The sequence below is a fragment of the Peribacillus asahii genome, assembly GCF_004006295.1.
Classification (GTDB): domain Bacteria; phylum Bacillota; class Bacilli; order Bacillales; family DSM-1321; genus Peribacillus; species Peribacillus asahii_A.
The window spans coordinates 1,691,169-1,705,520 of the sequence record NZ_CP026095.1 but is presented as its reverse complement, the minus strand read 5'-3'; the positions used below and the strand labels follow the sequence as shown (position 1 = coordinate 1,705,520).

Genomic DNA, 14,352 nt, shown 5'->3' with positions numbered 1-14,352 from the left:
CACCTTATTAAGCACCGATGTAAGCTTTACGTATACGATCATTCGCAAGCAGCTGTTCTCGCGTTCCCTCTGTTACAATCGAACCATTTTCAAATACATAACCTTTTGAAGCGATTTTTAAAGCCGCATTCGCATTTTGTTCCGCAAGTAAAATCGTCATGCCTTCCTGATTGATTTGCTGAATAACAGCAAACATTTGCTCAACAATAAGCGGCGCTAATCCAACAGAAGGTTCATCCAGCATCATTAGCTTTGGCTTAGACATTAATGCACGTCCAATTGCGAGCATTTGTTGCTGGCCCCCACTTAATGATCCCGCTGCATCATGGCGCTTTTCATGAAGGATCGGAAATAATTCATATACATGTTCCAGCGACTGTTTAATTTGTTGTTTTTTTCTCCGATGAATATAGGCACCCATTTGCAAGTTTTCTTGTACACTCATCGCAGAAAATAAATTCCTTCCTTCCGAGCATTGAACGATACCAGCTTGTACAATTTTATCAGCAGAAAGTTTCAGGATAGAACAGCCTTGAAAAAGAATATCTCCTTGATGCGGTTTACTTAAGCCGCTTATCGCCCGAAATGACGTACTTTTTCCAGCTCCATTCGCTCCTAGCAAAACAACAATCTCACCGGACTTCACCTCGATATTCACATTTGAAATCGCTGTGAATTCGCCATGTTTAATCGAAACATCTTGTAGTCTAAGCAATCGCACTCCCTCCTAGATACGCTTTGATGACCGCTTCATTATTTTTAATCTCATCTGGCGTTCCTTCTGCAATTTTTTCACCATAATTCAATACCATAATCTTCTGAGCTAATTTCATCACCATTTGCATTTTATGTTCAATCAGACAAACAGTTAAACCATAATCGACCATCTTCTGCATTAACTCGGCTAGTCCCTCTGTTTCATCCGGATTCACTCCCGCTGCCGGTTCATCCAGAAAGATAATTTCCGGGTCTGTTGCGAGAGCTAAAGCAAAGGCCACTCTTTTTTTCTCTTCTTGCGAGATATTGGTAATCATTTTATGTGTAATATTTTGTAACCCAACAAAGGTGAGCACCTCCATCGCTTTTTCCCTGCATTGCTTCTCTTCGCGCTTCAAGCGCTTTGTTCTAAAAATGGCATCAAACAAATTCGACTCTGTTCGTAAGCGATGACCAACCATAACGTTATCTAAAACAGTTGCTTGTTCAAAAAGATTCGTTGTTTGAAACGTTCGTGATATCCCTAATTTAGCAATTTGATTAGCTGGCAGTGTCGTAATATCAGTCCCCTTAAATATTACTTGTCCAGATGTCGGAGGATGAAAACTACTAATCAAGTTAAAGAAAGTCGATTTCCCGGCTCCATTCGGACCAATAATCGCATTGATTTTCCCTTTTTCAATCGAAAAATCAACATGATTCACCGCTACTAACCCACCAAATCTCTTCGTTAACTGTTTTGTTTCTAAATACATAGCTCATCCCTCCTCTATTTGTTTTTTCGTTGGTGTCAATGACTCATTAACGATGGGAACTTTCCTCTTTTTTGCTTGCGCTCTAGTCTTTAGACTGATGAAAGCCCCCACAATGCCCCGTGGATAAAAAATAATAATGAGCGTTAAAAGAGGACCGAATATAAGCATGCGATATTCTTGTAAAAATTGTAGCTGTTGTGAAACCCAAACAATGACAATCGCTCCAACAGCCGGTCCGGAAATGGTACCAATCCCACCTACTAAAAGATACATAAGCAAATCAAACATTACAGACGTATAAGCAATTTCCGGACCAATAAACCGAATCACTGAGGCATACAAGGCCCCAGACATCCCTGCAAAAAAAGTAGACAATACAAACGCAAGCAATTTATTTTTCATCGTTGAAACCCCAATTGTTGTCGCTAACTGCTCACTATTTCGAATAGCAATAAATGTTCTTCCCGTTAAAGAATGAACAATTCGATAAATAATCAACAGAGAAAGAAGCATGAAAAACAACACTAAATAATATTGGGAATGTACACTATCAAAAGCAATCGGTCCTATATTCGCTGGTGTAGGGATGCCAATTAAGCCACGAACTCCCCCTGTTAGCCCTTCCCACTTATCAATGACCAAATAAATAATATAACCGACACATAATGTGTAAATAGCGAAAAAATGTTCCTTTGTTCGTAAAGCAATTAAGCCAACAAATAATCCAATCAGCGAAGTAATCCCTAATGTTAAAACAAAGGCGATCCAATAATTCATTTCAGCCTTAACGGTCAGCAGACCTAGAGAATAAGCTCCGATAGCAAAGAAACCAGCATGTGCTAACGATAAATAGCCTGTATAGCCAGCAAGTATATTTAAACCAGATACGGCAATAACCCATATAAAAGCCGTTGTCATTAAATATAGAAAATAGTCGTTTGGAACAACAGTTGGAAAGATAAGAGAAAGAAGGACAAAGAAAATGATACTGTTTCTTTTATTGAAGATTGAAGTCATGTATGTCCCCCCTTAACAAATAATCCCGTTGGTTTGATTGTTAAAATCAGCACGAGAAGTATGAAGGCAATAATATCTTTATAATCATTCGAAATATAGGTTGCACCTAAGCTTTCGCTAAATCCTAAAATATAACCACCTAGAATGGCTCCAGGAATACTGCCCATCCCACCCAAAATGATAATGACAAAAGCCTTTAGGATTACTAAGTGCCCCATACCTGGAAAAACAAGATTAATTGGTGAGGCCAGTGAGGAAGCAAGTGCTGCCAGCCCACCTGAGATAAGAAATGTCAGCATCGCCACTTTTGTTGTATTGATCCCAACTAAATTCGCTCCTTCTCGATTTTGCGACATTGCAATAATCGTTGCCCCTGTGAACGTCTTTTTTAAGAACAAATTTAGAGCAATCATAATAACGATTGCAGCGACAATAATTAACAAACGTTGCATTGTAAAGGTTAAGCCGAAAATCGAAACCACTTGGTTATATGGTGTAGGCATCGTTAAATAATCCCCACCCCATACTAATTGGGCAAAGGATTCAAGAAACAAGAGAATTCCAATTGCAGCGATTTTATCATGTAATGGAGGAGCGTTTCTTAGTGGATGAAACACAAACCGCTCCATTAACACACCAAGCAGACCTACAGCCACAACAGCAATGAGAATCGCTAGCCAATAATGAAAGCCGAACTTCGTCATCATCGTAAAGGTCATATACCCGCCCATCATATATAAGGCCCCATGTGCAAAATTAGGAATGTGCAAAATACCATATACTAACGTTAAGCCTAATGCGACCAAACTGTAAACGCTTCCAATGGTTAGCCCATTAAATAACTGTTGTATAAGAATATCCACTTGTTCTCCTCCTTTTCCACCCATCATCTCATTAGGCGTTTTCTAATTTGGACAACTCATCTTCTTGAAGCTTTCTCCAAAGAATTTTGCCGCTGCTTGTAGTCGGAAAACTTTGCTTGAACTCAATAATTCGAGGATATTTATACGCAGCCATATGCTCTTTTGCCCATTGTTTAATTTCACCCTCACTAATTCTACCAACATATTCATCTTGTAAGATGACGAAAGCCTTCACCGTTTCTCCTCTTCTTGCATCCGGGACACCGACAACACATGCTTGTTTAACAGCTGGATGTTTATAAAGAAACGATTCAATTTCGGTCGGCCATACTTTATAGCCGGACGCATTAATCATTCGTTTTACACGATCAACAATGAAAAAGTACCCTTCCTCATCATAACGACCGATATCCCCTGTTCTAAAAAAGGACTTGCCATCCAGCTCAATAAAAGCGTGTTTATTTTCTTCTTCACGGTTATAATAGCCAGTCATAATTTGTGGTCCATGTGTAACGATTTCTCCTACTTCATTTGCACCAAGCTCTTTCCCCGTCGCAGGATCGATAATTCTTGAATCCACATCGAAAGTTGGCACACCTAAACATTGGAGCTTTGGTCGATCTGGCGGATTAACATGTGTCTGGGCAATCGTTTCAGATAGTCCATACCCTTCTACAAATCGAATACCCGTTAACTCCAACAATTTTTGACCTATCGCTTCTGGTAAAGTTGCACCGCCGCCTGAAATGGAGAGGAAAGAAGCTACATCTTCGGCCCCCAAATTTGGATTCGATAAAAAATCGACTAACATCGTACTAATCGTCACCCAATGCGTACATTTATACAATCGAATGAATTCAAGCGCATGCTCACGATCCCATCTCGTCATAATGACAATCGTACTTCCCGTATAAATAGGCGTATGCATACTTTGAACCATTCCTGTGACGTGAAAGAGAGGAAGCGTCATTAAATGAATTGTATTGGGTGTTGGTCTGGAAAAATGAAATGAACCGAGAATATTGGCTTGAACCGTTTTATTCGGATGCATACACCCTTTTGGCAAACCTGTGGTGCCAGACGTATAAGGGATTACCGCTAAACTATTCGCATCTACTGTATGAGCAGTTGGTACATAATTAGCTGCAATGGCATCCTGCCAGTAAACATGCTGATTTCCCTCAAAACTTTTTCGCGGCTCTGCTACTTCTTTTGGCAAATGAATCACTTCGTTAGCCGTAAGATAATCTGAATAAGCTGCAATAACAAGATTGTTTAATGTTGTAGATTGTAATAAAGGAGCTACTTGATCATAGAGTTCTTGACCGATGATGGCCGTTTGAATCTCACAATCTTTTATATAAAATTCAAGCTCTGAAGCCGTTAACATAGGGTTAATCGGAACAACAACGGCATCTGCACGATTAATAGCATAGTACGCAGCAATAAACTGAGGAGAATTTTGCATAAATAGCAATACTTTCTCACCCTTTTGCACTTCAAATGCTTGTTGCAAAAAACCCGCTAGAGCAATTACTTCATCATGCAATGTTTTATAGGTTATGGTGGTTCCATAAAAAATTAACGCCGTTTTATCTGGATATCTTTTAGTAGTAACAGAGAGGTTATCGTACAGAGAAGTTTGTGGCAGAGTTAATGAGGTCGGAATTCTTGGCCAAAATTTGTAATGATTAGTAAGCATCTTCATCGCTCCCTTTTCATGAAATGATGCAGCAAATCTAAAAAAAGAATCTCTATATAGTCTATTCCATATTGTTACGTGCTCGGATTAATAAACTGATTATTGGATTCATATCGTTTAAGTCCCTCATATAACGCATCGGGTATGGCTACAGATTGTTTATTTTGATGATTAAAACAGACAACAACTGATTGTGCCTTCGCAACGAGACTTCGGGTCGCTCGATCAATCATTTGATGCTGCAGTGTATAGCTTTTCGTCCCAATTTTACTGACAGTTGTCTCAATCTGTAATGTTTGACCAAAGAATACCTCTTGTAAAAAATCACAATAACAAGAGGCTAAAACAAAGCTCATATTCTGTTCTTTACTGCCAAAACCTACCGCATGAAAAAACTGTGACCTTGCATCATCTAGGTAAATATAATAACTCGTATTACTCACATGTCCAGAAGCATTCGTCTCGGACATGCGAATATGAATATCAATGATATGTTGATCCACGAAAATCTCACCTCTTTACTAAACGAATCGATATTCACGATTTAATGCCATGTAAAATGAAATCTAAATATAGCCTAGTCAATTCCTCAACAGACATTTCACCTTCGGAACTATACCAATAATAACTCCAATTCGTAATTCCTAAAATACCTAGAGCGAGTATGTTTGGATGTGCATTCGCTTTAAATTCTCCATTTTTGATGCCATCCTCTAAAACTTTTTGATAATTCAGGCGAAATTGAGTGCGTATTTGTTTGATTTCTTCTATATGCTCTTCTTTGATATTTCTCATTTCTCGAAAAAAGATTCGCGCTTCATTTCGTTCTCTTTCAATTCGGTCGAGAAGCATATAGATAATATCATGTAATTTCTCTGTATTTGTTTTCGTTGGATGATGAATAATTTCTTCTTGATGCTGCACAAGATTTTCAATATAAGCTAAGCAAATAGCTTTTAATAATTCTTCTTTGCTGGAATAATAATAATAGAATGTTCCCTTCGTTACACCAAGTGAATCAACGATATCTTGAATAGAAGTTTCTCGATATCCTTTTTGGTCAAAAAGAGTGAGGCTTGTTTGAAGTATTTTATCTTTCATACGTATTTGTCCTCTCATTTAGCAGAATTTTTTACCATTATAACATACAAATATAAGGCTCTACTTTCTACTAAATAACGTACGAACTCACGCTATTCTCTTTCAATAATCGTCGCAATCCCCTGACCGCCGCCAATACATGCTGCAATTAATGCATATTTTCCTCGGCTTCTCCTTAATTCATAGATAGCCTTAGTTGCTAGAATAGCTCCTGTTGCTCCTAGTGGATGACCGTGAGCAATCGCTCCTCCATTGACATTGACTTTCTCCGGGTTCATCTGAAGCTCTCGATCGCAGGCAATAACTTGCGCTGCAAACGCCTCATTAATTTCGATTAAATCGATATCATCTAGTGCTAATTTTGATTTTTCAAGTACCTTTTGTGTAGCCGGAACAGGACCAATTCCCATAATATTCGGATCCACGCCTGCTACAGCATATTCACGAATCGTTGCAAGCGGGTTAAGACCTAACTGTTCAGCTTTTTCTCGAGACATGATAACAAGTGCTGAAGCCGCATCATTTAAACCCGAACTACTTCCGGCTGTGACCGAACCACCTTCAAGAAAAGCGGGAGGAAGTTTTGCTAAAGCGTCTAGTGTCGTTTGCGGTCTTGGATGTTCATCACGATTAAAAATAGTCAGCTCTCCCTTCCTATTCGGAATCTCAATGGCCACAATTTGCTCATCAAAGCGTCCTTCCTGCATAGCTGCTGACATTCGTTGCTGACTACGAAGAGAAAAGGCGTCTTGTTCTTCTCTCGTAATCTCGTATTTCTTCACAAGATTTTCAGCTGTAATGCCCATAGGCGGATCTCCTATCTCTTTCGGCGAAAGCTGCGATTTACGAAAAGCAGGCGGAGCAGCACTATAGGCCTTTGTTGGCCGATTCATCAAGTATGGAGCTTGACTCATGCTTTCTGTACCACCAGCGATATAAATATCTCCATCTCCTGCGCGAATCGCTTGCGCTGCCAAATTGATGGCATTAAGACCGGAACCACACTGACGATCAACTGTAATACCTGGTAGTTCAAGCGAAAGCCCAGCTTGCAAAGCCGTTAGTCGTGCAATATTCCCTCCACCGCTCAATACATTCCCAAAAATAACATCCTCAATCATGTCTGGTGTAATATTCGCTCGTTTAATTGCTTCCTTGATTACTTCTGCTCCAAAAACATGAGCTGGAACTGTTGCAAGCGCACTTCCTTGACGACCAATAGCTGTACGGACAGCTGACACAATAACTGCATCTCTCTTCATTTTTTTCTCCTCCTTTTATGTAGCGTTTGTACCGCCATCTACGACAAGAATTTCACCTGTAATAAAGTCAGAAGCTTTAGAAGCTAGAAATACAGCGGCTCCTTTTAAATCATTTTCTGTACCAAATTTTCGAAGTGGTGTTCCTTCTAAAAATTGTTCGGAGCCCTTTTCCATCGTTACTTTAGACATTTGCGTTGGAAAAAATCCTGGGGCAATAGCATTTACATAAATCCCGCGCGTTCCCCATTTCACTGCTAAATCTTTCGTAAATGTAACGACGGCACCTTTACTAGAATTATAGCCAATCGTATCCATCAACTTTGGATTGCTTCCTTTTAGTCCAGCTACAGAAGCGATATTAATAATCTTTCCATATTGCTGCTCTAACATCACTTTTCCAACAGCTTGTGACATTAAGAATGTTCCGGTAACATTTGTATTTATTACTTTTTGCCAAGCAGAAAGCGGCATTTCTTCCACAGGAGCTCCCCACGTTGCCCCGCTATTATTGACTAAAATGTCAATTCGTCCAAACTTCTCAAGCGTTTTTGCAACAAGATTTTCAATGTCTTCAGGATTCGTAATATCACATTTCAACGCCAGTGATTCTACCCCCATTTTTTTCAATTGTTCACTTACTTCCATACAGGCCGCTTCTTTTCGTGAACAAACAACGACATTTGCTCCTGCCTCAGCAAAACCTTCTGCTATTTGCTTTCCGAGTCCGCGACCACCACCAGTTACGACGGCTACTTGTCCTGTTAAATCAAACAATTCTTTTACATGCATTTTTCGTTCCTCCTTTATTTAACGGTATTTTTGCAGTTCATATTTAGCTATCGCTCTACGGTGAACTTCATCTGGACCATCTGCTAATCGTAATGTTCGAATATTGGCATAGCTTGCTGCTAAAGTGAAATCATCGCTTACACCAGCACCACCTAGTGCTTGAATCGCACGATCAATTACCTTTAAAGCCATATTGGGAGCAACGACTTTAATCATTGCAATTTCCGCCTTGGCCTCTTTATTTCCAACTGTATCCATCATATAAGCCGCTTTTAATGTAAGAAGTCTCGCTTGTTCAATTTCAATCCTGGATTCGGCAATCCACTCTTGAATAACACCTTGCTCAGCTAGTTTCTTACCGAAAGCCTGTCGATTTTCTACTCGTTTACATAGTTCTTCTAACGCTCTTTCCGCGGCACCAATTGTTCGCATACAATGATGAATCCGGCCAGGTCCTAATCGACCTTGAGCAATGGCAAATCCTTTCCCCTCATCCCAGATTATATTGGAGGCAGGCACCCTTACATTTTTATACTCGATTTCTGCATGACCATGTGGAGCATGATCATAACCGAAAACAGGTAACATTCGTTTAATCGTTACCCCTTCTGCATCTAAAGGGACAAGAATCATTGACTGCTGCTCATATTTATTCGCTTTCGTATCACTTTTTCCCATAACAATCGCAATTTTGCAGCGCGAATCTCCTGCACCTGATGACCACCATTTTGTTCCGTTAATGACATATTCATCACCCTCACGAACAATACTCGTACGAATATTCGTCGCATCTGAAGAAGCGACATCAGGCTCTGTCATCGAAAAACAAGAACGAATTTCCCCATTTAATAAGGGCTGGAGCCATTGTTGCTTCTGTTCTTCTGTCCCATAGCGGACGAGCACTTCCATATTTCCTGTATCAGGAGCCGCACAGTTAAACACTTCAGGCCCAATGCTAGAGCGACCCATTATTTCACAAAGAGGGGCATATTCCAAATTCGTTAATCCTGCCCCATATTCACTGTCAGGTAAAAATAAATTCCATAAGTCTTGATCTTTCGCTTTTTGTTTTAGCTCTTCCAAAATCGGGGGCGTTTTAGCAAAACGATTATGCGGATCTAATTGTTCCTTATATAATCGTTCATTGGGATACACATAATCGTCCATAAAACGCAATAGTTTTTGTTCGTATTGCTTCACCTTATCTGAATATGCAAAATTCATCATAAACACACCCTTTTATGATTTTTAATTAATACTAACTAGTCAGTATGTTAGTTCATGTTTTATTTCAATTGACTAGTCTTATGCTTATCTATCTGTCTATAATCTATTATGTAACTGTGATGGCTCTTTGTTAGAGAACCATCACTTTTGTATCTGTTTACAATTCATAAAGAGCATACATCACTTCTCCCGCTATCACATCTTCTCCACGTTGATTGACAGCTCTAACTTGAAACCGCAATGCTTGTGATGATTTTTCAGCTAACGTAGCCTGTATGCGAATCACATCATGTAGAAATACCATACCTTTAAATCGAATGGAGAAGGTTTCAATAAATCCTTCCTCATAATATGAGGTGAATAACTTGGATAAATTGCCCATGGTCCACATACCGTGAGCAATGACCCCTGGTAACCCCGTCGCTTTCGCTTCTTCATCAATCGTATGAATCGGATTGTAATCTCCAGAAGCTCCTGCATATTTAATTAAATCTAACCGTGATACAGGCTCTAATTGGATATCGGCTAACGTTTCCCCGACCTCTAATTGTTGAAGTAACATCATACAGAAATCTCCTTTCGAACCGTTTCTGTAATAATAACCACTTGCTTAGCTTTAAAGAGAAATTCACCATTACGGTCTTCACCGGTATTGTGTAACACTAAAAAGCCCATTTTTCCGTTTTTTCCAGATTTCTCGTAATAATCCATAATCTCTGTATAGCAATATACTTCTTCCTCTACTAATAACGGGCGTTTGAACGTATATATTTGTTCACCATGAATTAATCCTTTGGCTGGAAGGTTCAATCCATCAATCGTTCCATAGTCGAACACTCGTGAAAAAGTGGGCGGGGCAATATTTTGTTTGTACCGAGATTTTCTTCCTGTTTCCTCATCTATATAAATAGGATGAAGATCTCCAATCGCAGCAGCGAACTTCTTTACCGCTCCTCTTTCAACTCGATTTTTCACTTTATCCGAGCATGCACCAATAAATGATTGAAACATCTATATCCCTCCCTTATGTTTTTGGTCCCCCAGCTACATAAATCACTTGGCCATTTACAAAAGAGGATTTTTCATCTGCAAAGAAAGCGACAGCGTTAGCAATATCAGCTGGTCGGCCACTTCGACCAACCGGAATATTAGCCACACTTGCTGAAACGAGTTCATCAAAGGAAATACCAATCCGGCTTGCGGTTTCTTTTGTCATATCTGACTCAATGAAACCAGGTGCAACAGCATTAGCTGTAATCCCGAATTTACCTAATTCGATTGCTAACGTTTTCGTAAATCCTTGTAAACCCGCTTTTGCCGTTGCATAGTTTGCTTGTCCACGGTTACCAAGTGCAGAAGTAGAAGAGATATTAATAATTCGGCCATATTTATTTTGAACCATATACTCTTGAACAGCTTGGGTCGCATTAAATGCGCCTTTTAAATGAACATCCATAACGGTTTGCCAATCAGAATCAGTCATTTTAAATAATAGATTGTCGCGAATAACACCCGCATTATTCACTAAAATATCCACCGAACCATACAAGTCATATACTTCTTTGACAGCCGCTTTCACTTGCTCTGAATCTACGACATTCGCAACCTTCGCATAAATCGTATAGCCTTTTTCTTTAAACTCATTCGCAGTGGACATTAACGCCTCTTCATTCACATCAATGACAGCTACAATTGCTCCTTCTTCAGCAAATTGCTCAAGCACTGCTTTCCCAATTCCCCTGCTGCCTCCTGTAATAAAAGCGACCTTCCCTTCAAAACGTTTACTCATCTGAACTCTCCCCCTTTGTTTTAGACGTACTGACCTACTTTCACATGACCTTTTAATAAATTTCTTGAAATAACAAGACGTTGAATTTCATCTGTTCCGTCATATATTCTCCACAATCTCGCTTCACGGTACCAACGTTCAATTGGCAATTCCTTTGTATACCCCATGCCTCCATGAATTTGCAGTACGCGGTCGACGACTCGATTTCCCATATTCGCCCCATATAATTTGGCCATCGAAGCTAAATGACGATTATCCTCTCCTTGATCCAACGTAAACGCTGCATTTAAAACTAACCATTTAGCCGCTTCAATCTCAACTGCCGAATCAGCAATTTTCCATTGAATTGCTTGTCGATCAGCAATTGGTTTACCGAATGTATATCTTTCTTGTGAATAATCAATAGCCATTTGTAACAGTCTTTCTGCTGTTCCAACCGCACGAGCCCCTACAATCCAGCGGGCAAAACCAATCCACTCTAGACCTAAATTGTAGCCCCCATGCAATTCACCTAAAATATTTTCCTCCGGTACTCGTACATTATCAAATACTAAACCAGCAGGCCCCCAATCTCCCATCGTATGAATATATTCCGATTTCCAGCCCATATCGCGATCTACAATAAAGCAGGTTACTCCATCGCGTCCTGTTTTCGCATGTTTTTCTTTATCTGTAATCGCAATAACCATAACAAAATCCGCTTCATTCCCACCTGTGATAAACGTTTTTTCTCCGTTCAACACCCACTCATTTCCATCTTTAACAGCCGTCATCTTAATCCCTCTTGTATCGGATCCTGCATCTGGTTCTGTCATCGCAAAGCATGATTTTTTCTTTCCATTAATCGTTGGAAGTAAATACTTTTCCTTTTGTTCCTCGTTGGCATAATATAAAATATTATCCGCCGAACCTCCAAATGTGAAAGGGACAAATGTTTTCGATACTTCCATATAAACAAGCGCCATCATCATTTGTCCAAGATCCGCCCCGCCATATTCCTCGGGTGTATTAATTCCCCAAAAACCAGCTTCTTTCGCCTTTAATTGAAGCTCTTTTAATTTCTCAGGAGCTAAGGAAGGTTTCCCTTCTCTTTCATTTCGAAGTACATCATTTTCTAATGGAATAAGCTCCTTTTCAACAAATTTTCGAATCGTCTTTTGAACCATCTTTTGTTCATCTGATAAACGTAAATACATATGATCAGCTCCTATTTTTTATTTTTGTCAAGAGATAGGCTTACTTCACAATATGTTGTTCTTCTGCGATGACTCTAAAATTATTGGTAAGAACCGGAACAGTAGGGATTATTCCCTCGCTTGCCACAAAGTTCATTTCATCTTGCAGCCCGTATTGTTTCAACAGTTTTCCTACTCGAGATTGATTCAACAATGAGCCCCCATTCTTCGGTGAATGTGTATAAAAAGCTAAGGCAGCCTGTGCAGCATCGGAAAGCTCCCACTTCATTTGTTTTTGTTGAAGGAGCTCATATAGAAAATAACCAGCTCCATAAAAATCTTCTAAACAAAATTCATTTGATGAGCCAGAGCAGACGACAATAATTGTTTCATCATGTAACGCAGCAGCAAGTCTATTGGCGACGGCTTGCCCATTTAACAAAGAACAAATGTACACCTTTTTTGCTGATGAACTTTTTCGAATAGCAACGGTTCCATTTGTTGTTGATAGGATCAGCGACTTTTGAAAAAGTGACGATTGCAGCTGCAGAGGATGTGGACCTAGAAAACCGTCAATCACTTTCCCTTCATATTCCCCTGCTAAAATGCAGCTATCATCTTTTCGTTTATTTGCTTCAAATAGCGCCTGTTCCGCATTTAATACCGGAATCACTTCTTTTGCTCCATGGTAGAGGGCTGATGTAATCGTTGATGTAGCTAGCAGTACATCAAATACAACAGCAATTTTATTGTCAGCCATTTTCGCATAATCAATTTCTTCTTTTTTCATTAATAAGTGAATTTTTGTCAAACGTGCACCCCCTTATTCTTCAGTAGAAATATTAATGGCATGTTGAATAATACTGTTCACAGTTCGATGAAGATGCTCAAATCTCGGGTCATTCGTTTGTCCTTTATAGTAGCGATAAAAAATCTGCTGACAAATGACGGCTAATTTGAAATACGCAAATGTTAAGTAAAAATGAATATTGCTTACATCTCGTCCACTCTTCTTCGCATATAATTCGATAAATTCATGACGAGTGAGAAAACCATCTTGAACCGTAATCGGCGTTTTTCCCAATCCTTGAATTAATAAATCCGGATCATCTGCCTGTGTCCAATAGCTCATCGCTGCACTGAGATCCGCTAAAGGATCACCAACTGTGGACATTTCCCAATCAAACAAACCAATCATCGAAGTTAAATCTTCGGAAAACATCGCATTATTAAATTTATAATCGTAATGAATAATCGTAGCAGTAGAAGGGGTTGGAATTTCTTTAACAAGCCATTTTTGAAGCTGTTCAACTCCTTTAATATCATGAGTTTTAGCTCGTTCATATCGAGCAATCCAGCCATGTACTTGTCGTTCCATAAACCCATTAGGTCGGCTAATTTCAATAAGGTGTGTTGTTGTGTAATCAATATTGTGAAGGGTAACTAGTTGATCTACCATCATCTTGGATAGCGATTGACGTAGTTTGGGAGTAGGCTGAATATGTGACGGAAATTGTGAATCAATTACAATGCCTTTTTTTCGTTCCATAATAAAAAATGGGCTGCCGACAATTGAATCATCTACAGAAAAGAGGTAAGGTTTTGGAGCTAATGAATAAATCGGATGAATTTCAGACAAAATTCGAAATTCTCTCCCCATATCATGGGCCTTCGGAGCAACTGGACCTTTAGGCGGCCGACGTAAAACGGCTTCCCACTCTCCTATTTTTAAACAGTATGTAAGATTCGATAGTCCTGTTCCAAACTGTTCAATTATTAAAGTTTCATCCGGCAGTTTATCTAGATGTTTTCTCAAGAAGGTTTCCAGTACATGAGCATTTAATTCTTCGCCCTTTCGTACTGGCTTTGTATCGATGATTTTATGACTCATCCATTTTCCCTCCTATTCTATTTGAATCCGCTTTCATTAACTAACTAACCGGTTGGTATGTTAT

Annotated in this window: 16 protein-coding genes; all 16 read right to left on the bottom strand. The window is 39.4% G+C overall.

Annotated features, from left to right (window positions below):
* Positions 1-7 precede the first annotated feature (7 nt).
* Entirely contained in the window at positions 8-715 is a 708-nt protein-coding gene (locus tag BAOM_RS08320) for an ABC transporter ATP-binding protein (RefSeq protein WP_127759868.1), read from the bottom strand.
* Positions 708-1,472 (bottom strand): ABC transporter ATP-binding protein, encoded by a 765-nt coding sequence (locus BAOM_RS08315; protein ID WP_127759867.1) that lies wholly within the window; start codon positions 1,470-1,472, stop codon positions 708-710. Before BAOM_RS08315 ends, BAOM_RS08320 begins: the two co-directional genes overlap by 8 nt.
* Before the next feature lie 3 nt (positions 1,473-1,475).
* Positions 1,476-2,489: a branched-chain amino acid ABC transporter permease gene (locus BAOM_RS08310; RefSeq protein WP_127759866.1), complete on the bottom strand. Its 1,014-nt coding sequence runs from the start codon at positions 2,487-2,489 to the stop codon at positions 1,476-1,478.
* The gene (locus tag BAOM_RS08305; RefSeq protein ID WP_127759865.1) at positions 2,486-3,352 is read right to left on the bottom strand and encodes a branched-chain amino acid ABC transporter permease; all 867 of its coding nucleotides are present in this window, start codon (positions 3,350-3,352) and stop codon (positions 2,486-2,488) included. Before BAOM_RS08305 ends, BAOM_RS08310 begins: the two co-directional genes overlap by 4 nt.
* Before the next feature lie 31 nt (positions 3,353-3,383).
* Positions 3,384-5,054, bottom strand: a complete 1,671-nt coding sequence (locus tag BAOM_RS08300; RefSeq protein ID WP_127759864.1) for a long-chain fatty acid--CoA ligase — start codon at positions 5,052-5,054, stop codon at positions 3,384-3,386.
* A 74-nt stretch (positions 5,055-5,128) separates the two neighbouring features.
* The gene (locus BAOM_RS08295; RefSeq protein WP_257467673.1) at positions 5,129-5,557 is read right to left on the bottom strand and encodes an acyl-CoA thioesterase; all 429 of its coding nucleotides are present in this window, start codon (positions 5,555-5,557) and stop codon (positions 5,129-5,131) included.
* 34 nt (positions 5,558-5,591) lie between these two features.
* Positions 5,592-6,155 carry a TetR/AcrR family transcriptional regulator gene (locus BAOM_RS08290; RefSeq protein ID WP_127759863.1) on the bottom strand — a complete coding sequence of 188 codons (564 nt, stop codon included), beginning with the start codon at positions 6,153-6,155 and terminating at the stop codon, positions 5,592-5,594.
* Positions 6,156-6,247: 92 nt separating this feature from the next.
* Entirely contained in the window at positions 6,248-7,417 is a 1,170-nt protein-coding gene (locus BAOM_RS08285) for a thiolase family protein (protein ID WP_127759862.1), read from the bottom strand.
* A 15-nt stretch (positions 7,418-7,432) separates the two neighbouring features.
* Positions 7,433-8,206, bottom strand: a complete 774-nt coding sequence (locus BAOM_RS08280) for an SDR family oxidoreductase (RefSeq protein WP_127759861.1) — start codon at positions 8,204-8,206, stop codon at positions 7,433-7,435.
* An 18-nt stretch (positions 8,207-8,224) separates the two neighbouring features.
* Positions 8,225-9,430 (bottom strand): acyl-CoA dehydrogenase family protein, encoded by a 1,206-nt coding sequence (locus BAOM_RS08275; protein WP_127762499.1) that lies wholly within the window; start codon positions 9,428-9,430, stop codon positions 8,225-8,227.
* Between the two features lie 160 nt (positions 9,431-9,590).
* On the bottom strand, positions 9,591-9,998 hold the full coding sequence (locus tag BAOM_RS08270) for a MaoC/PaaZ C-terminal domain-containing protein (RefSeq protein WP_127759860.1): 408 nt from the start codon (positions 9,996-9,998) through the stop codon (positions 9,591-9,593).
* Complete coding sequence (locus tag BAOM_RS08265; protein ID WP_127759859.1) at positions 9,995-10,444, bottom strand: MaoC family dehydratase N-terminal domain-containing protein; 450 nt, start codon at positions 10,442-10,444, stop codon at positions 9,995-9,997. The genes BAOM_RS08270 and BAOM_RS08265 overlap by 4 nt, the downstream gene beginning before the upstream one ends.
* A 13-nt stretch (positions 10,445-10,457) precedes the next feature.
* Positions 10,458-11,222, bottom strand: coding sequence for a 3-oxoacyl-ACP reductase FabG (fabG, locus tag BAOM_RS08260; protein WP_127759858.1), 765 nt, complete (start codon positions 11,220-11,222; stop codon positions 10,458-10,460).
* A gap of 20 nt (positions 11,223-11,242) precedes the next feature.
* Positions 11,243-12,418: an acyl-CoA dehydrogenase family protein gene (locus BAOM_RS08255; RefSeq protein WP_127759857.1), complete on the bottom strand. Its 1,176-nt coding sequence runs from the start codon at positions 12,416-12,418 to the stop codon at positions 11,243-11,245.
* Positions 12,419-12,458: 40 nt separating this feature from the next.
* Positions 12,459-13,208: a 2-phosphosulfolactate phosphatase gene (locus tag BAOM_RS08250; protein WP_127759856.1), complete on the bottom strand. Its 750-nt coding sequence runs from the start codon at positions 13,206-13,208 to the stop codon at positions 12,459-12,461.
* A gap of 12 nt (positions 13,209-13,220) precedes the next feature.
* Positions 13,221-14,288: a phosphotransferase family protein gene (locus BAOM_RS08245; RefSeq protein ID WP_127759855.1), complete on the bottom strand. Its 1,068-nt coding sequence runs from the start codon at positions 14,286-14,288 to the stop codon at positions 13,221-13,223.
* Between the last annotated feature and the right edge of the window lie 64 nt (positions 14,289-14,352).